The organism is Bradyrhizobium genosp. A, assembly GCF_049949275.1.
Taxonomy (GTDB): domain Bacteria; phylum Pseudomonadota; class Alphaproteobacteria; order Rhizobiales; family Xanthobacteraceae; genus Bradyrhizobium.
Genome location: NZ_CP188196.1, coordinates 6024541 through 6041407 on the forward strand (window position 1 = coordinate 6024541; position 16867 = coordinate 6041407).

The 16867-nt window shown below is 63.1% G+C and carries 18 protein-coding genes; 10 read left to right on the forward strand and 8 right to left on the reverse strand.

What is annotated here, in order from left to right; all coding sequences use genetic code 11:
* Nucleotide 1: 1 nt before the first annotated feature.
* Nucleotides 2–979, reverse strand: a complete 978-nt coding sequence (gene rocF / locus ACP2YP_RS28230) for an arginase (protein ID WP_426419526.1) — start codon at nucleotides 977–979, stop codon at nucleotides 2–4.
* A gap of 242 nt (nucleotides 980–1221) precedes the next feature.
* Here rocF and ACP2YP_RS28235 point away from each other — a divergent pair, with 242 nt between their 5' ends.
* The gene (locus tag ACP2YP_RS28235) at nucleotides 1222–1482 is read left to right on the forward strand and encodes a hypothetical protein (protein WP_426419527.1); all 261 of its coding nucleotides are present in this window, start codon (nucleotides 1222–1224) and stop codon (nucleotides 1480–1482) included.
* A 19-nt stretch (nucleotides 1483–1501) separates the two neighbouring features.
* On the opposite strand, the gene ACP2YP_RS28240 is transcribed toward ACP2YP_RS28235, so the two are convergent.
* Both ACP2YP_RS28240 and ACP2YP_RS28245 read right to left on the reverse strand, forming a co-directional pair.
* Nucleotides 1502–4246 (reverse strand): EAL domain-containing protein, encoded by a 2745-nt coding sequence (locus ACP2YP_RS28240; protein ID WP_426419528.1) that lies wholly within the window; start codon nucleotides 4244–4246, stop codon nucleotides 1502–1504.
* A 64-nt stretch (nucleotides 4247–4310) separates the two neighbouring features.
* Nucleotides 4311–5528, reverse strand: coding sequence for a FecR family protein (locus tag ACP2YP_RS28245; RefSeq protein ID WP_426426289.1), 1218 nt, complete (start codon nucleotides 5526–5528; stop codon nucleotides 4311–4313).
* A 129-nt stretch (nucleotides 5529–5657) separates the two neighbouring features.
* Here ACP2YP_RS28245 and ACP2YP_RS28250 point away from each other — a divergent pair, with 129 nt between their 5' ends.
* From ACP2YP_RS28250 to ACP2YP_RS28260, 3 genes are all read left to right on the forward strand, one after another.
* Nucleotides 5658–7454 carry a ShlB/FhaC/HecB family hemolysin secretion/activation protein gene (locus tag ACP2YP_RS28250; protein WP_426419529.1) on the forward strand — a complete coding sequence of 599 codons (1797 nt, stop codon included), beginning with the start codon at nucleotides 5658–5660 and terminating at the stop codon, nucleotides 7452–7454.
* 141 nt (nucleotides 7455–7595) lie between these two features.
* Nucleotides 7596–8426 carry an alpha/beta fold hydrolase gene (locus tag ACP2YP_RS28255; RefSeq protein ID WP_426419530.1) on the forward strand — a complete coding sequence of 277 codons (831 nt, stop codon included), beginning with the start codon at nucleotides 7596–7598 and terminating at the stop codon, nucleotides 8424–8426.
* A 75-nt stretch (nucleotides 8427–8501) separates the two neighbouring features.
* A complete protein-coding gene (locus ACP2YP_RS28260) occupies nucleotides 8502–8678 on the forward strand; it encodes a hypothetical protein (RefSeq protein WP_426419531.1) in 177 nt (58 codons plus the stop codon).
* 212 nt (nucleotides 8679–8890) lie between these two features.
* On the opposite strand, the gene ACP2YP_RS28265 is transcribed toward ACP2YP_RS28260, so the two are convergent.
* Complete coding sequence (locus tag ACP2YP_RS28265) at nucleotides 8891–9232, reverse strand: phasin (protein WP_426419532.1); 342 nt, start codon at nucleotides 9230–9232, stop codon at nucleotides 8891–8893.
* Nucleotides 9233–9379: 147 nt separating this feature from the next.
* The gene (locus ACP2YP_RS28270; RefSeq protein ID WP_426419533.1) at nucleotides 9380–9565 is read right to left on the reverse strand and encodes a hypothetical protein; all 186 of its coding nucleotides are present in this window, start codon (nucleotides 9563–9565) and stop codon (nucleotides 9380–9382) included.
* A gap of 666 nt (nucleotides 9566–10231) precedes the next feature.
* Here ACP2YP_RS28270 and ACP2YP_RS28275 point away from each other — a divergent pair.
* The gene (locus ACP2YP_RS28275; protein WP_426419534.1) at nucleotides 10232–10588 is read left to right on the forward strand and encodes a hypothetical protein; all 357 of its coding nucleotides are present in this window, start codon (nucleotides 10232–10234) and stop codon (nucleotides 10586–10588) included.
* A gap of 46 nt (nucleotides 10589–10634) precedes the next feature.
* On the opposite strand, the gene ACP2YP_RS28280 is transcribed toward ACP2YP_RS28275, so the two are convergent.
* Nucleotides 10635–11198 carry a hypothetical protein gene (locus ACP2YP_RS28280; RefSeq protein ID WP_426419535.1) on the reverse strand — a complete coding sequence of 188 codons (564 nt, stop codon included), beginning with the start codon at nucleotides 11196–11198 and terminating at the stop codon, nucleotides 10635–10637.
* Between the two features lie 49 nt (nucleotides 11199–11247).
* Nucleotides 11248–11778: a GcrA family cell cycle regulator gene (locus ACP2YP_RS28285; RefSeq protein ID WP_426419536.1), complete on the reverse strand. Its 531-nt coding sequence runs from the start codon at nucleotides 11776–11778 to the stop codon at nucleotides 11248–11250.
* A 164-nt stretch (nucleotides 11779–11942) separates the two neighbouring features.
* Here ACP2YP_RS28285 and ACP2YP_RS28290 point away from each other — a divergent pair, with 164 nt between their 5' ends.
* Together ACP2YP_RS28290 and ACP2YP_RS28295 are read left to right on the forward strand one after the other, a co-directional pair.
* Nucleotides 11943–12551, forward strand: coding sequence for a S24 family peptidase (locus ACP2YP_RS28290; protein WP_200472974.1), 609 nt, complete (start codon nucleotides 11943–11945; stop codon nucleotides 12549–12551).
* Between the two features lie 100 nt (nucleotides 12552–12651).
* A complete protein-coding gene (locus tag ACP2YP_RS28295) occupies nucleotides 12652–12927 on the forward strand; it encodes a hypothetical protein (RefSeq protein WP_426419537.1) in 276 nt (91 codons plus the stop codon).
* Between the two features lie 39 nt (nucleotides 12928–12966).
* Here the strand turns inward: ACP2YP_RS28295 and ACP2YP_RS28300 are convergent, their stop codons facing one another.
* A complete protein-coding gene (locus ACP2YP_RS28300; protein ID WP_426419538.1) occupies nucleotides 12967–13941 on the reverse strand; it encodes a quinone oxidoreductase family protein in 975 nt (324 codons plus the stop codon).
* 226 nt (nucleotides 13942–14167) lie between these two features.
* Between ACP2YP_RS28300 and ACP2YP_RS28305 the strand changes: the two genes are divergently transcribed.
* The 3 genes from ACP2YP_RS28305 to ACP2YP_RS28315 all read left to right on the forward strand — a co-directional run bounded on the left by ACP2YP_RS28305 (nucleotide 14168) and on the right by ACP2YP_RS28315 (nucleotide 16858).
* Nucleotides 14168–14368: a hypothetical protein gene (locus tag ACP2YP_RS28305; RefSeq protein ID WP_426419539.1), complete on the forward strand. Its 201-nt coding sequence runs from the start codon at nucleotides 14168–14170 to the stop codon at nucleotides 14366–14368.
* Nucleotides 14369–14515: 147 nt separating this feature from the next.
* A complete protein-coding gene (locus ACP2YP_RS28310) occupies nucleotides 14516–15463 on the forward strand; it encodes an AAA family ATPase (RefSeq protein ID WP_426419540.1) in 948 nt (315 codons plus the stop codon).
* Between the two features lie 6 nt (nucleotides 15464–15469).
* Nucleotides 15470–16858 (forward strand): vWA domain-containing protein, encoded by a 1389-nt coding sequence (locus tag ACP2YP_RS28315; RefSeq protein WP_426419541.1) that lies wholly within the window; start codon nucleotides 15470–15472, stop codon nucleotides 16856–16858.
* The last annotated feature ends 9 nt before the right edge of the window (nucleotides 16859–16867 follow it).

A 16867-nucleotide genomic window follows, 5' to 3' on the forward strand; every position in this document is an offset into this window, starting at 1 on the left:
GTCACTCACCCGGCGCGATTGCATTGCTGGGTGTCGGCCGATCGGTGATCTGCTGGCCGAACAGGCTGCCGATCAGTTCGACCGCCGTGCGTGCAGTGCGGCCGCGCTCGTCCAGGAACGGATTGAGCTCGACAATGTCGACCGACCCGACCACGCCGGAATCGTGCAGCAATTCCATGATCAGATGCGCCTCGCGATAGGTCGCTCCTCCGGGCACCGTGGTGCCGACACCTGGCGCAACGCAGGGATCAAGAAAATCGACATCGAAGCTGACATGCAGCACGCCGTTGCTCGCCTTGACACGTTCGATGACGCGCCGGATCAGCACCGCGACGCCAAACTCGTCGATCTGGCGCATGTCGACAACCCTGATCCGGCGTGCACGCATCAGCTCCTTTTCGAGCTTGTCGATCGAACGCGCGCCGAACAGGTCGAGCCTGTCGGGATCAATCGAGGCGCGCGGATCATCGCCCAGCAGGCCGTCGAGGCCCGCCTCGCCACACAGGAACGCCGCCGACATGCCGTGCATATTGGCTGTAATCGTCGTCTCCGGCGTATTGTAGTCGGCATGGGCGTCGAGCCAGAGCACGAACAGCTCGCGTCCACGCTCCTGCCAATGCCGCGCCATCGCATTGACCGAACCCATGGACAGCGTGTGATCGCCCCCAAGGAAGATCGGCAAGGCACCGGTTTGCGCGATCTCATAGCCGCGGCGACTGAGCATGCGCGTCCAGCGCTGGATTTCGCGGTAGTGATTGGCCTTCTCCGGCGGCCTGTCGACGAGATCCCTGACCTCGGCCACGGACAGATCGCCGTAGTCGACGACTTCGAAATCCAGGCTTTCGAGCAGCGTTGCGAGGCCGGCAGTACGCAGCGCCGCGGGACCCATCAAAGTGCCGCGCTGGGAAGCGCCCATATCGATGGGCGCCCCCAGCAACGCGATGCGCCGGGCTCGATCCGTGCTGGTTCGATCGGTCACGGCTATCTCCTGAGATCAGCAAGGCTGCACCAGCGTAACAGAGATTCGCACCCGTCGTTTCACGGAGAAGCCGGAACAAATTCCCGCACGCCGCATTTCCTCTGCAAGGCCGGCACCCGCCGTTCAAAACGGCGCCTGTCGCGGATAGCCAAAGGTCTTCGGGCCCGCTGTTCAAAACGAGCGCACGCGCGGATAGCCAAAGGTGCCGGCCTCAGTTTCTTCGTCAGGTCTGGAGGTCGCGCTTGAGCACGGACATACCGCAGCCCAATCCTCAGCCAGGCATGGCCGAGCGCGCCATCGATGCTGCGACCGACGTGTCCCACACCATCGGCGAGGTCGCCGGAGGTTTGCGTGCCGCCGTCGATCGCCTCAGCTATGTGATCGATGAAGCGCGAAGGCCCGGACGGCCGCTCTCGACGGTGGCGGCGATCACGCGCGAAGCACCCTTGGCCAGTCTTTTCGTCGCTTTCCTCGTTGGCGTAGCGGTTGCGCGCCGGCGCTGACAATCAAAGGCGTGACAGCTCAGGCAGCGCTGACAGCTTCGAATTTGGCCGCCAGAAATTGCTTCTCGAACGCGCCGGCAGGCATCGGACGGCCGAAAAAGTAGCCCTGCCCCTCTTCGCAGCCCATGCTGACCAGGAAATCCGCGGTGGCGCGATTCTCAATACCTTCGGCAACCACCGTAAGACCGAGCTGCTTGCTGAGGCCGATGGTCGAGCCGACGATCGCCGCGTCGTCGGAATCCGCGAGCAGATCGAACACGAACGAGCGGTCGATCTTGAGCCCGTCGAGCGGAAACTTCTTGAGGTAGCTCAGGCTTGCGTAGCCCGTTCCGAAATCGTCGAACAGGATGCGGACGCCGAGTTGCTGGATCCGCTTGAACATGTCGAGCACCCGGCCCTCGTCATGCAGCAGGATGTCCTCGGTGACTTCGATCTCGAGCAGCGAGGGGGTAAGCCCGGTCGTTTTCAGCAACTCCGCAACCGAATGCGCGAGATCGCCGGACTGGAGCTGCGAGGGCGAGAGGTTGATTGCGACGCGTACAGCGTTGCCCGACAGCTCCCACGCACGCGCCTGCCGGCCGGCGGTCTCCATCACCCAGTGCGCGATCCGTTCGGACAGGGCCGAGGTGTTGACCACGGGCATGAACTCTCCGGGCGAGACATAGCCGCGCACCGGATGCCGCCAGCGGATCAGCGCTTCAGCTCCGACCAGGCCACCATCAATCAGGCGAACCTGAGGTTGGTAAAACAGCTCGAACTCGCCGCGGTCGGCGGCAAGCGCGAGTTCACTCTCTAGCGTCAGCCGGTTCTCCAGCTCCTGCCTGATCGCGCTCTCAAAGATCACATGGCTGCCACGCCGGGTCGCCTTGGCGCGGCTCAGCGCCAGATGACCGTTGCTCAGGAGGTCATCCGCGCTTTGTCCGCCTTCCGGATAGACCGCGACGCCGATGCTGATCCTGACGCGGTGCTGGCGCGTGCCTGTCACAAGCGGCGCCTCGAATGCGCGTGCAATCCGCTCAGCGAATGCGGCAATCGGCTCGTCGCTCTCATCGCAATTCAGCGCAATCGCAAACTCGTCGCCGCCGAGCCGGGCGACCACCGCCCTGCCATCGACCTCGGTCCGCAGGCGCTCAGCGACCGCCCGCAGCACGAGATCGCCGATCGAGTGTCCAAGCATGTCGTTGATCTGCTGAAACCCGTCGAGTCCCAGCACGAGCAGCGCGACTTCGGAGGGCCGCCGCTGCGCCACGGTGATCAGGCTGGCAAGCCTCGCATGCAGCGTGTTGCGGTTGGCAAGACCGGTCAGCGCATCATGCTCGGCGAGATATCTGACGCGTTCGGTCTCGCGCTTGCGCACGGAGATATCGCGCAGGATCGCGCCGTATTGGAAGCCATCCGTTCCCTGCCAACCTGAGAAGCTCGCCTCGACCGGGAAGGTGTCGCCATTCTTGCGCCTGCCCTCGAACTCGACGACGACGGCCCCACCGGGGACCAGCAGCGCCTGCCGCGCGGCGTCGCGGATGGCTAAGGTCTTTGTGCCGGCTTCGGTCGGAAGCGCGCAAAGCATCTCGAACGGTCGACCGATCATCTCTGTCGGCATGTAGCCAAAGATCGCACTCGCGCCGGGATTCCAGACCGTGATCCGGTGATCTGCGTCGGTGCAGACCAGACCATCGCCGAGCGACATCGCGATACGGTGAAAACGGCTTTCCGCGATGCGACCCAAAAGACTGCGGAAATCGATCTCGTCCAGCGCGATCGCGGTCAGATAGGCGACGACCGCGATGTGGAACAACGACGTGTCGATGACAAGCGGCCAACGTTCCTGCACAAGCACCGCAGTCAGTTCGATGCCTGCTCCGGCTGCGACCAGGATCGCGACGCGGACACCTGGTGCAGCACGGCGCCATGAATACATCATCAGCAGACAGATCACGCCGAGGCCAGCGATCATGCCGGCATCGGACGTCCAGCGCAGCATCCGGTTCTGAAGGACCGATTCTGTCGCCAATGCCTGAAGGACGGGCCCCGCAACGATGCGGCCATTTGGAACACTGAACCGATCGCCCAATTCGAGTGCCGTGGCACCGACGATGACCTTCTTGTCCCTCAGCTTGTCGAGCGCCGCGGCGTCTCCTCGGAGCACGTCGACATAGGAAACACTCGGAATCGAGGCCGCCCGAATGCCGAAGTCGATCAGGAAGGGCGGCCGCCGATTGGCGTCCTGCCCGGCCAGCACGACGGCCATCGACGGCATTTGCGCATCGCCAAGCTTCTCCCCGACCGGATAGCGGCGAACGAGTCCATCGGATTCAACCGCGACATTGACGACAGCCGGCCACGACTGATTGCTGAACGATTTCAGCGGGCGGTTGACATGCGCCGCGCCACCATTTGGCGCCGGCTGCTTGAACGACGGCAGGATCGTCGAGCCGCCGGCCTCCCGAAGCGCAGTGACGAAGGCCTCGTCGGAAGCTGGATCCGACGGCGAACTGAAATCGATGTCGAACGCCACGTCCTGCGCGCCGGCGGCTTCGAGCCTGTGCAGGAGGTCGGCGTGCAGGCTGCGCGGCCAGGGCCACGCGCCGATCTGATCGATCGAGGGGGCGTCGATAGCCACCACGACAACGTTGCCGCTGGCGGAGCGCGACTGCCAGGCGAAGCGCAGGTCGGTGAGCGCGTTGCGAAGCGCGCCGTGCCATCCCGTGGACAGCACGACTGCGAGCGCGATCACGACAAGGATATGTGGCCGATAGCGTTTCAACTTGCTCCCCTGCACCAGCGGCACACGCCGCCAAGTGCTCCCCCTTTATGACGACAGCACGGTCTTAGTGATGCTTGTACCAACCGTAGTGGTTGCCGTTGTTGCCGCTATTGTCGTTTCCGCTATTTCCGTTGCCGTTATTCCCGTTGCCGTTATTGCCCTTGCCGCCGTTGCCGGTTGCGCTAGTCCCGCTGCTCCCGCTTCCGGAGGTCCCGCTGAGCGCATCGCTGGTCGATCCGCTGGTAGCCGCAACAGTCGTCGCCACACTCGATGACGCCGATGTGGCGCTGGAAGCGGGTGTGCTGCTGCTCACGGTGACCGCCGTGATGGTCGAGCTGTTGGCGGCAGCGTTCGTCGCGCTCGACTTGCTCTCGCTCCACACCGTGTCGGTGCTGGCATTCGCGTTACGCACCCGCCCCGGTGCGACGGCGTCGTGGGCGAGACCGTTCGTGACCTTGTGGAAGTTCAGCTTGACCTCGCCGAGCGAACTCGAGATGCGCACGACGCCGGACTTGGGCGCGTGAACCTCGCTTGCCTGGCGCGATTGCGTCGGCGCGCCGGCCGTCTTGGTACCCTTGTCGATCGTACCAAGCGCATGGATCGCATGGCCGCTCGCCGCATTGCGCGGCACCGGCAGGCCCGACTTCGGCACAGGGACGCGCTCGATCGTCGACGCGCGCGGCTTGCCCTGCTCGATCGGATTGAGCGTGCCGGAGCCGCTCAGGCTGAGACCCGGCTTGCCGTGCTCGAAGGCGGTGGCCACCTGCCCCGGCATGACCTGGGCAATCTGGCCGGTCTTGAAATCGGAGACTTCAACCTGGCCGCGGAGCACGCCGACCTTGGTGCTGCCAGCCCCCACAGTGACGCTGAAATGCGTTCCCTTGACCACCGCGGCGAGATAAGGCGTCTCGACCTCGAAATGCTTGACGTTGCGCTTCTCGACCTCGAGCAGGATCGAACCCGCCTGCTGGATGATGGTGGTCGAAAGCCCCTCCCTCTTCTCGGCCGGCACACCGACCACCGAATTGGGAGAGATCAAAATCGTCTCTTCGCCGCGCACGAGCAGGACGCGCCCGTTGCGCCCCGTGCGAATGGTATCGCCCGGCTTCAGCGTCTCTTCCTGGTTCAACGACACCTGCTGGGCGCCGCTGGTCGCGAGCCAGACCTCGCCCGACGATTTGCTGACCGACCAGACGCCGTCATCCGCAGCGTATGCACCCGGGGCCGTCCCCAGGACCAGCACTGCCATCAAGGCGCACCGCATTCCAATTCGAACGAGCATCATGACCCTCAGCCTGAGTTACCGCGAGCCTGATGCGTATCCGAGATCACTCAAGATTGGCTTAGCGAAACCCGGCGAGTCCGGAGCACGCGTTAACCAATCGTTGACCATAAAAAACTATGAAAAATCATGTGGCTACTGAATCCTTACCGGCGCCTGAAGACCTCTCAGTCAAACTACGGAGAACGGTCCGCGCTTGGCGCGGTTGGACTGTATCTCGCTGCCGTGCTCGTGCTGTTTGGACCGACGCTTGCGGGAACTCCGCAGGCGTTCGCGCAGCAGGCGAACCAGCCGGAGTTCGATCCGCGCCAGCCGGAGAAGTATTTTGAAAACCAAACCGAGCAGGAATCTCTTCGCCGGCCTCCGGTGAGGCTGCCCTCGGTAGGCCAGCCGAACATTGGCGGCGACACCAGCACGCAATTCGTGCTGCGCAGCATCAACATTGGCGGCGGCCACGTCATCCCCCACGATCGTATCGCGACCCTCTATCAGCCCTATCTCGGCAAGAAAGTCTCGCAAGCCGACCTCGCTGCGATTGCCGGCGCGATCAGTGATCTCTACCGGGCCGAGGGATTCCATCTGAGCCGCGCGATCGTGCCGCCGCAGGACATCGCCGACGGGTGCGTCCGGATCCAGGTGATCGAAGGCGCCATCGTGCAAGCCGATCTAAAGGGGGACGGCGCCGAGCAGTTCGGCCTGAGGCCCATGCTCGGGCCGGTCCTGGCCGAGCAGCCGTCGCGGCTGGCAACGCTTGAACGCCAGCTCCTCCTCATCAACGGCCGGCCGGGCGTTCGGATCACTGATACCGCGCTGGAGGAGATCGGTGGTGCGACCGGTCGCTTCCGCCTCACCGTCTATCTGAAAACATGGCACGTCTTCACCTCGTTCGGCCTGGACAATCTCGGCTCATCGTCGGTCGGTCCGTGGCAGACCTATGCGACGGGCGCCTTCAACTCCTACCTCACGCCGGGCGACACGCTCGCGGTCAACCTGTCGACCATTGCCAACGATCCGCGCGAGCTCGGCTTCGCGCGGCTATCCTATGACGCACCGGTCGGCGTCGACGGCGTACGCCTCGGCGCCTCCGTCCTCTACAGCGCAGTCCGGCCGGGCGACGCGCGCCGTCTCGACAGTGACATCACCACGACGGAGGCTTTCGAGGTGCGGGCAAGCACCGTGCCCTTCATGTCGCAATCGTCGGGACTGACGCTCACCATGGCTGGGACTTTCAGCAACGTGTCGGAGCACGATCTCTACGGCCCCTGGTACAACGACCACATCAGGACTGCGAGCCTCACCGCCGATTACCGCCTCCAGGATCCCTTCGGCGGCACCAACTACGCGACATTGACCTATCGCCAGGGCCTCGACGTGTTCGGCGCCTCGCAACTCACCGACGATTTGCTGTCGCGCGACGGCGCCTCCTCGAACTTCTCCGTGCTGAACCTCTGGTTCACGCGCTACCAGACCCTCAACGACGCCTGGTCGCTCAAGCTCTCCGCCGCGAGCCAGACCGCGTCGCGGCCATTGTTCACCTCGCAGCAATTCTATCTCGGCGGCGCAGCCTTCGGCCGCGGCTATGGTGCGGCCGAGATCAGCGGCGACAACGGTCTTGCTGGCTCGCTCGAGCTGCGCTTCGACCAGAAGCTCAATTTCCGCTACTGGAGCGGCTACCAACTCTACGCTTTCGGCGACGCCGGCGCAGCCTGGAACGACGGCTACCGTCTGAGCGATGGCCTTGTGCTGACGTCGGCCGGTGCCGGCGTGCGGTTCTTCTTGCCGCAGGATTTCCAGGCGGATTTCGGCGTGGCCGTGCCCCTGAGCTACCGGGCGCCGGACAATGAGCGCCGCAGCCCGCGCTTCTTGTTCACCCTGTCGAGCGCGTTCCGGCTTTGCCCCGAACGCGGCAGAGGCGGTTGCCTCTAGCCGCGCGATCTTTGCCTCGATGCGGCCCTTTGGGGTCCTTCTCACAGACTTGCCTAAATTTAGTCCCGTAACGTGTTCACGATCGCTCGATCCGGGGGTTTTCAATAGCCATGTTCAGTCAAAAGTGATTGAGACGGAACCATGAAGAGGGTGTTTGCAATCCTGGCCTTTCTCTGCGTCCTCGCGGCGGGCCAATATGTCGTCGTCAGCAAATTCGCGATCCGTCACGACATGCTGTCCTTGTTCGACGCCGCGCGTCAGCGGCCGATCTTGGTCGAGATCGCGGTGCGGCGCGACTACGAGACCAAGGCCAATCTCGGCCTCTGGAAGCTTCCGGTCGCCATCATCAGCAACGGCAACACGGTCAAGGCCACCGAATATTCCTTCCTCGCCAACGTACTCGCCGCGCGCGGCTATCTCGTTGCCAGCATCCAGCAGGATCTGCCGAGCGATCCGCCTCTGATCACCCGTGTCGGCCAGCAATATGTCGGCCGGCGCGAGGTCTATATGCGTTGCGAGGCCAACATCCTCTACGTGCTGAACACGTTGAAGGGGCGGCAGGAGAACGCTGACTACGATCACATCACGCTGGTCGGTCATTCCAACGGCGGCGACGTCTCGATGTATGTCGCCCAGCAGCATCCCGAGCTCGTGTCGAAGGTGATCACGCTCGACAATCTCAGGGTGCCCTTCGTGCTCAACGACCGCATGAAGATCCTGTCGTTCCGCTCCAAGGATCCGCATTTCCAGACCGACCCCGGCGTGCTGCCAACACCCGAAGAGGCCAGGGCGCGCGGCATCGACATCATCCATACCGGTGCGCAGCATGCCGAGATGAGCGATCGCGGGCCCGACTCGGTCAAAGAGAAGATCCAGGCGACACTTGACCGCTTCCTGCGCGACAGCGCCAGCAGCGCGCTCGCGCCGGCCGATACGACCTCTCCGATGATCATGAATCCCGGCGACTACTAGCCGGGATCCTTTGCGGCAGATCAACGCAGCTCCATGCCGGCCGCGATAGAAGGGCGGTACAGCATGGAGAGGCACGTGTCGCACCAGATCGAAAAGCTTGATACCACGAGCCTTGATACTCGAGGCCTTGGCCTGCCCCCGGCGCGGGTGCCCGGGCTCGTACGCCATCTCTATCGTTCGGCCCGCAGGCTGCTGCGGTCGATCATCGCCCGCATCGACCTCTCGCAATTTCCGGGATCGTGCTGCGGCTGAGCTTTGCGCCAAGCCCGCAAACAAGCCCTCAAAATGCAAATCCCTGCCGGGTGAACCGACAGGGATCCGCAGAAAGGATGACGGACGGCGAATGAGGTTCATCCGGTGGCCCATCATGGACCTGCACCGGAATTGAAATGCGCAGCGCGTCACTGCGCAAGATCAATTTGTAAGCACACGGCCGTGGCGCGGGAAATCAGAACTTTCCCTTGTCAGGATTTGTCCTTGCCCGGCTGCATGAAGTTGCCGGTCATCTGGCGCATGTGATCGCCGGCATTGGTGAACTGGCTGCGCAGGAATTCGGACTGAATCCGCATCGCTTCCTGAAGGTCGGTTGCGTGAACCAGCTTGCGAGCGTGTTCGAACGCCGCCTTCATGTTCTGCTCGGTGAAGGCAAGTGCCTGCTTGGACACGTCCGCGCTCGCTCCGGGAACGGACGACATCGATTTGGTGGCGGCATCAAAAAACATCCCGAATGCCTTCTCGGCCTGGTCGATGGTTTTCTCAGCCAGGTCGCGCAGTTCGGCCGGAACTTCGAGCTTCGGTTCGATCATGGTCGCACTCCTCCCTCTTTTTCCTGACTGATTACCACATTTGTCGCACCGCCTTCCAGCGGCCAAACGCCGGCAACGGACGCCAGCTGGCGGCCCGCTTTCCGGTCTGAAAGGTGGCCAAAGCGCAATGTCGGCCCGTGGCCGGGCTCAAGACAGCGGATGTTCGGGGATGGTTTCGTCGGTGACGAGGTCTTCGACGAGCCTGATGACCTCAAAGCGCTGCCGGGGGGCGAGCTTGAGAAAGGCGCGCAGCAGGCGCAGACTTTCAACAGTACCGTTCGCGGGCGCGCCGAGCTTAAGGTGCAGTTCAGCCGCGAAATTGAGGTTCTTCATCTCGCACCTATGACAGGACTGGGCCCTTCGGGGTCGGGCGCCGGGAGCCCGATCAAGAACTGCACGCCGTCACCGAACGCCATGGCGACGACGAACTCTGGTCGGGGGCACCCCAGCAGATTGGTACGCTGAGCTGCACTTCTGGAGAGACTCGACCCGACCCGAGAAGTTGCAATTATGACAAGGAACAACCCCTAAGGCAAGCCAAACCGTAGACTTAGCGATGCTTCGTCGGCATCGCGCCACGGCGATTCCGAATAACAGGAATACGCGCTGCCGTCACCCACCTGCGTCAAGAAGCAGCAATCAGTCACCACACAGACCTGACCGCTGTCAATTAGACCTGTGTTTCACCCTGTTTCCTGGATGATCGGAAACTGGCAACCGCGGACCAGAGCCTCTTCAGCGATACACGTCATCGTTGAGCTCCGAGTTCGGCAGTTGCATCTCCCGCCAAATGCACGTCGACTTCGCAGCCGGTCTCCAGCATCCTGATGCGGGCCGCAGGCCCCACGTCGGGGTTCATCGCTCCCGATATTTCTCGCTCCGTGAACCGTTGTTCAAGATCGTACGACCAAGCGGTTGCGATACGGCCACGCAGATCACGGGCGCCATGGCTGATGAACTGTTTGATTCGGGCGCGCGTCAGCACCAAAGGACGACGGCATGCTTTCTCGCTGCGATCTCATCAAGGGCGCCGCGGTGGCGCTTCTGACACTCTCGGCACAGTGCGCATGGGCGCAGGAGACCAAAATGAACCTTTTCAAGATCGTCACTATCAAGGACGAGATCATCATCGGGCTGTCGCCCGAGGAGCTCCAGGCGCTCGGCGGCAATGACGCGAGCGCGGTCGCGCACGCACTGGCGCAGAAGGGCGACCTCACGGTCTGGCAGTACAACGTGCACCGCGGACAGAACGGTGAGATGCAGCAGGCGCCAACTGCCAAGATCGGGCTGCTGGCCAACGCCTCGCTTCGCGTCGAGCCCTACACCACGCCCTACCAGATTGTGCCGCATCCGTGAGGAGCGACGGAACAGTGCCGGCGGCGGAAGCCGCCGGCAGCCACATTCAGCGGCGCCGCGCCGACGCATCGGTGGCAAAGCCGTAGACCAGCGCCAGCCGGTCGAGGCATTCGCGAAAACGCCGCGCAAAATAGTCGTTCCAGCGCTGGGTACGCACGGCGCGTCGCTCCCCGATCTGGTCCATGGTCAAACCAAGCACCAGCACGTCATGCACCAGCGCGGCGCCGTCGGTGCCGAGTTCGCGCTCGACCCGGTTCAGCCGTAATACGGCCTGGCGTTGGCTCTCGGTGACGGGCTCGCGGGAGCGCGTGCCATCGACATATTCGCGGGTCGGATCCATGGCCTGCGGGCCCCGTTCCGCCCGCTCCCAGTCGCTCTGGTAGGCCCGGCCACCCCGATATTGCGACTCGTCGATCTGGTGGTGCGAGTGCAGCCGGCCGAGCGGATCGTTGCGGATCGACCGCATCGCCACGATCTTCTCGTCCGGATCGAGCGCCAGCGGATTGTCGACCTCGACCTCCGCCAATTCTGCATTGAACGGCAGGTCGCGCGATCGGCGGTCGTGAAGCCCGGTCAATTTGTAGGACATGTTGCGTCTGGCACGTGCCACTCGATAACTCCTTGCGAATTGACGTCAGAAGGGACACTGGCCGGGCTGGTCAGGCGGCGGAGACCAGCCTCAGCATGACCGCACCGGCGGTACGGCCGGAGACTGCTCCGGGACCGCGGGTCAGATGCGCGTGCGGCGCGCAATAGCTCGAGCCGGGCTGACGCGGGTGACCGCAGAAGCTGATCTCCTCTCCCTCCTTGTCACCGCCATAGGGATAGCGGCATTCGCCTCGCTCGAGCTCGAGCAGCGTGATCAGTCGCGGCTGAACACCGACGCAGCGTAATTTGACCGGATTGGCCGGCTTTAGTGCCGATGGCGGCGGCAGGTTCAGGCCGGGTATTGCAACACGAGGCGGCGAGTGCGGACCGGGCTCGCCCGGCAAGGACGGCACGATCGATGGACTGGTCCGTTCGGGCTCGGCGAGCCCGAGCCGCTTGGCGCGACCGACCACCGCATTGCGGGTGTAAGCCGTTCCAAACCTTGCGTTAATCTCCCTTCCGATCTCGGCATATGACAGTCCCTTGAAAAAATAATCGCAAAGCGCGTCGGAATGCTCCGACGGCCAATGGCCCGGTTCCATGCTGCTGTCCTGTGATGCGCCCCGAATCGCACGATCCGGAGGTGGAACGGACATTCCGTTATTCCGAAGATAAAGTCAAGCGCTAATTCTGATATTCATAATTGCATCAATTCCGAATTTCGGATTACAAGAGGCAGAGCCAATGGGCAATCGAGGGAATCACCATGTTGGACGTTGCGATGATCGAGCGGGGCCTGGAGAAGACGGGCAAGAGCAAGGGCGGGCTGGCCGCGGCCATGGGCGTTCGCCCGGGCGCGGTGTCGGAAATCCTTGGCGGCGAACGTCTTGTGAAGGCCTCGGAAATTGTTCCGATCATGGAATATCTCGAGCTCAATCTTGCGCCGATCATGGGCCGGGTCGGCGCCGGGGCCGTGATCGAGCCCGACTACGAACAGGTCCCCCCGGAGGGACTTGGCGACATCGCATTGCCCTTCCCGATCATGGAAGAGACCGTCGCCTTCGAGATCGTCGGCGACTCGATGCTGCCCAAGTACCAGAGCGGTGACGTCATCGTGGTCTACAAGGACCAGCGCCATCCCCTGTCGAGCTTCTACGGCGAGGAGGCCGTGGTTCGGCTCAAGACCGGCGAGCGCTATCTGAAGACCATCGAGCGGGGCAAATCTCCCTCCGTCGTCAACCTCACCAGCTTCAACGCCAAACCGATCGTCGGCGTGAAGCTCGATTGGGTCGGGGAGATCTGCATCTCGATGCCGAAGGGGCAGCTAGAGCGGCTGCGCGCCAGGTCGGCTCGTCCCCGCAAGAAGGGCAAGTAGGCATCGATTTCCGATTTTTGGAAATCCGGCTTGACTTAATTCCGTTTTTCGGAAATAATCTGCTGCGCACCCGGCCTTGGGTGCGCAGCAGGATCGTTTCATGCAGTATTTCGTCGTGATGATCGACTACGGGCGGCGCGGTCGCGAGGCGATCGTCGATCCGGAGATCACAAGGCGCGAGATCATCTCCCGCATCACCTCAGGCGAGTACCAGAACATCTCGTTCATCCACGAAATCGCAGAGAACTCGGTCGAGGACGTGACCGAGGCCATCCTGGCCGAGGCCGCCCTTCCCCAGATTCCGCCTGAAGAGGTCGACCTCCAGGCGATCCGCCACGATCACGTCCGCGACCTGCGCAAGCACGAGAAGGCGTGACGCAGGCTCAGGGAGCCTGCGCCACTGTTCAATCTGAGATCACACCGTCAGAACGGTCGATCCCGTGGTTTTGCGCGCGGCGAGATCGGCGTGCGCCTTGGCAGCGTCCTTTAGCGCGTAAGTCTGGTGCACCTCGATCTTGACTGCACCGGACTTCACGACATCGAACAGCTCGTTCGCCATCGCGACCAGGTTTTCGCGCTTGGCGGCGTAAGTGAACAGCGTCGGGCGGGTGACGTAGAGCGAGCCCTTCTGGGCGAGCAGGCCAAGATTGAGCGGCTCGACCGCGCCGGAGGACGCACCGAACAGCGCGGCAACGCCGAGCGGCGCGAGACAGTCCAGCGACTTCAGGAACGTGTCCTTGCCGACGGAATCATAGACCACCGGCACCTTCTTGCCGCCGGTGATCTCGTCGACGCGCTTCACGAAATCCTCGCGCGTGTAGATGATGACATGGTCGCAGCCATGCGCCTTGGCGAGTTTTGCCTTCTCGTCGCTGCTGACGGTGCCGATCACGGTCGCGCCGTGATGTTTTGCCCACTGGCTCAGGATCAGGCCGACGCCGCCGGCCGCCGCATGCAGCAGAATGGTGTCGCCGGCCTTCACGCGATAAGTCTGCCGGATCAGGTACTGCGTGGTCAGCCCCTTCAGCATCATTGCAGCCGCGGTCTTGTCGTCGACGCCGTCAGGCAGCTTCAGCAGCCGGTCGGCGGGGATCAGCCGCGCCTCGGAATAGGCGCCGAGCGGTGATGCACCGTAGGCGACGCGATCGCCCGGCTTCAGATCGGTGACGCCTGGCCCTACCTCCTCGACCACGCCCGCGGCCTCGCTCCCGAGCCCGCTCGGCAATGGCGCGGGATACACACCCGAGCGGTTGTAGATGTCGACGAAGTTGAGACCGACGGCAGTGTGGCGGATGCGCGCCTCGCCCTGCCCCGGCTTGCCGACATTGACCTCCTCCCAGACCAGGACTTCCGGACCGCCGGTCTTGTGAAATCGAATGGCATGGGTCATGGGCGTTGCTCCCTTATCGTTGCGTTGATGGTCCGAGAAAAGCGGATTGGCCGGAGAAATAGGCATCTGGTCCGCCCGTTACAGTACCGAGACGTAACAAGAATGTCACAGCGAACGACAAACCTTCGCCGTTCCGCCTCTGTTCGAAAGAGTTGATGACGGTAACTGCGCGACCGGCAGTAGCCTTTTGCGCGGGTTTGGTGGTCGCCTGCGAAGGAGAGCCGAGATGCCAGCTTATGTACAGCATCATCAGGATATCGAAATCGCGCCTGTGAATTGCCCGACGTGCATGGGGTTCCTGCCGATGTATGTGCGCGAGGTCGAACCGCACTGGAGCCTTGCCAAGATCGACTTCGTCTACGAATGCGCCGATTGCGGCGCCGAGGTGCGGCAGACCATCCGCAAAGGCGAGCTGCTGCGGCACTGACCGCACCATAAGTCGCCCCTTAAGTATTTGCGCTGAACGGAAAAAGCAGCCGTCGGCGCGGATCAGGCCCGTCCCAAACGAGGCTTGTTCTTTGCCGGGAACGCAGGCAGAACAAGCCTCAAGCAAGACCTTTGGGAGCGCCCTTTCGTGGCTGAACAGAAGGCCTCGACCTCGATCGAGGCGGTGGAGAGCGGCCTCGCCGCGCAGGGCTATATCGCGAGTCGGCAGATCGCGACCGCAGTCTATTTGTCGCAACAGATCGAGAAGCCGATTCTGGTCGAAGGCCCCGCGGGCGTCGGCAAGACTGAGCTTGCCAAGGCGGTTGCGGCCTGGCGGGGCATGAAGATGATCCGGCTGCAATGCTACGAAGGCCTCGACGAAGCCAAGGCGCTCTACGAGTGGAAATACGCCAAGCAGCTTCTCTACACCCAGATCCTCAAGGACAAGCTCGGCGAAGTCCTCGGCGGTGCGCAGACGCTGCATGACGCGCTCGGCCAGCTCCACGATTTCGGCGACGTTTTCTTTTCCAAGGAATTCGTCGAGCCGCGTCCCCTTCTCCAGGCGCTGGAGCAGCCGGGCGGCTGCGTGCTGCTGATCGACGAGATCGACAAGTCGGATGCCGAATTCGAATCGCTGCTGCTGGAAATCCTCTCGGACTTCCAGGTCACGATCCCGGAGCTCGGCACTGTCTCGGCGATCACGCCGCCGACGGTGATCCTCACCTCCAACAGCGAGCGCGATCTCGGCGACGCCCTGAAGCGGCGCTGCCTGCATCTGCATATCGGCTTCCCCGAGCAGCGGCTGGAGGAGCGCATCGTCGAGAGCCGTGTCCCCGGCATCTCGCAGACCCTGCGCCGGCAGATGGTCGGCTTCATCCACGAGATCCGTTCGCTCGATTTGAAGAAGCTGCCCTCGGTCAGCGAGACCATCGACTGGGCGCGCGTGCTGGTGCTGCTTCAGGCTTCCGAGCTCGACACCGAGATCGTCAAGGACACCCTCAACGTGCTCCTGAAATACGAGGCCGATATCGAGGCAGCTCACCCGCAGATCACGACCTTTATTGCCAAGGCGGCACGGTCCAACGTCTTCGGTTGACGCCCGATGCGCGAGAACCTCCATCGTTTCTTTCGGGCGGCGCGCGGGGCCGGCGTCCATGTCTCGCCCGCCGAAAGCATCGATGCGATGCGCGCCGTCAAGCAGGTCGGTTTTTCCGACCGTGCTATCCTGCGCGACGCACTGCTTCTGACGCTCGCCAAGTCGCAGGACGAGAAGCTCGCGCTCGGCGACTGTTTCGATCTGTTCTTCAGCCAGCCCGAGCCGCGGCAGGATCAGCCCGAGCCCAATAGCGACGATGCTTCGCAGGATGCGGATCAACAGGCTGATCAGTCTCCGTCATCAGGCTCGATGAGTGAGGTCGGCGAAGGTCAACCTCGCGAGGGCCTGGGTCCGCTTGCCCAGATGTTGCTGTCGCAAGACCGCAACGCAATCCAAGCCGCGATCGCCAGCGCCTCCGGTGCGGCCTCTCTGTCCGACATCCGCTATTCGACCCAGCGCGGCATCTTCTCCAGCCGCATCCTCGACGCCATGGGCCTTCAGCGCTTGCGCGACGATCTCGACGCGCTGACCGCGACCAACCCGTCGCTGGCCGAACGCCTGCAAACCGCGCTCGACGCCCTGCGCGAAGCGGTGCGCGACACGGTCTCGCAAGGGCTTGCGCTCTATGCCCGCGAAGAGGCCGAAAACCTCCGCAACGAAATCCTGCGCAACGCGCCGCTGGCCCGCATCGAGCGGCGCCAGGTCGCGGAGATGCGGGCGCTCATCCGCCAGATCGCGCGCCGCCTGCGTGAGCGCTATTCGAAGCCGCGCAAGCGGCAGCGCCGCGGTCACCTTGATGTCCGCCGCACGCTGCGCCGTAACGCCGCCTGGGGTGGCGTACCTTTCCTCACCGCGTGGAAGCGCAAGCACCGCGATCGGCCGAAGATTGTGGCACTATGCGACGTCTCCGGCTCGGTTGCGCAAGTCTCGGATTTCTTCCTGCTCCTGATCCACTCGCTGCATGAGGTCGTGGACGACGTCCGCTCCTTCGCATTCTCGTCGCATCTGATCGAGGTCAGCGAGATCCTGGAGAAGAAGTCCCCCGAAGAAGCAATGGCCGAGATCATGTCCAAAGTCGGCTTCGGCTCGTCCGATTACGGCTCTTCGCTGGTCGATTTCGAAAAAGACTTCATGAGCACGCTGACGCCGCAGACCACAGTGATCGTGCTCGGCGACGCCCGCAGCAACAATCTCGACCCACGTGCGGACATTCTGCGCCGAATCTCCGAACGCTCGAAGCGACTGGTCTGGCTCAACCCCGAAGGACGGCTAGCCTGGGGCTTTGGCGATTCCGAGATGCCGCGCTATGCGACCTTTTGCAGCGTAGTGCGGCAATGCGCCACCGCGCAGCAGCTTGAGCGCGCGGTCTCCGATATCGTTGCGACTTACCAGTAAGTCCTTAGC

Coding starts and splice junctions, on each gene's coding strand:
- ACP2YP_RS28265 (WP_426419532.1), bottom strand. CDS start 9,232: ATGATCGAACCGAAGCTCGAAGTTCCGGCCGAACTGCGCGACCTGGCT.
- ACP2YP_RS28305 (WP_426419539.1), top strand. CDS start 14,168: ATGCCAGCTTATGTACAGCATCATCAGGATATCGAAATCGCGCCTGTG.
- ACP2YP_RS28250 (WP_426419529.1), top strand. CDS start 5,658: ATGTGGCTACTGAATCCTTACCGGCGCCTGAAGACCTCTCAGTCAAAC.
- ACP2YP_RS28295 (WP_426419537.1), top strand. CDS start 12,652: ATGCAGTATTTCGTCGTGATGATCGACTACGGGCGGCGCGGTCGCGAG.
- ACP2YP_RS28315 (WP_426419541.1), top strand. CDS start 15,470: ATGCGCGAGAACCTCCATCGTTTCTTTCGGGCGGCGCGCGGGGCCGGC.
- ACP2YP_RS28245 (WP_426426289.1), bottom strand. CDS start 5,528: ATGCTCGTTCGAATTGGAATGCGGTGCGCCTTGATGGCAGTGCTGGTC.
- ACP2YP_RS28270 (WP_426419533.1), bottom strand. CDS start 9,565: ATGAAGAACCTCAATTTCGCGGCTGAACTGCACCTTAAGCTCGGCGCG.
- ACP2YP_RS28290 (WP_200472974.1), top strand. CDS start 11,943: ATGTTGGACGTTGCGATGATCGAGCGGGGCCTGGAGAAGACGGGCAAG.
- ACP2YP_RS28255 (WP_426419530.1), top strand. CDS start 7,596: ATGAAGAGGGTGTTTGCAATCCTGGCCTTTCTCTGCGTCCTCGCGGCG.
- ACP2YP_RS28275 (WP_426419534.1), top strand. CDS start 10,232: ATGCTTTCTCGCTGCGATCTCATCAAGGGCGCCGCGGTGGCGCTTCTG.
- ACP2YP_RS28285 (WP_426419536.1), bottom strand. CDS start 11,778: ATGGAACCGGGCCATTGGCCGTCGGAGCATTCCGACGCGCTTTGCGAT.
- ACP2YP_RS28300 (WP_426419538.1), bottom strand. CDS start 13,941: ATGACCCATGCCATTCGATTTCACAAGACCGGCGGTCCGGAAGTCCTG.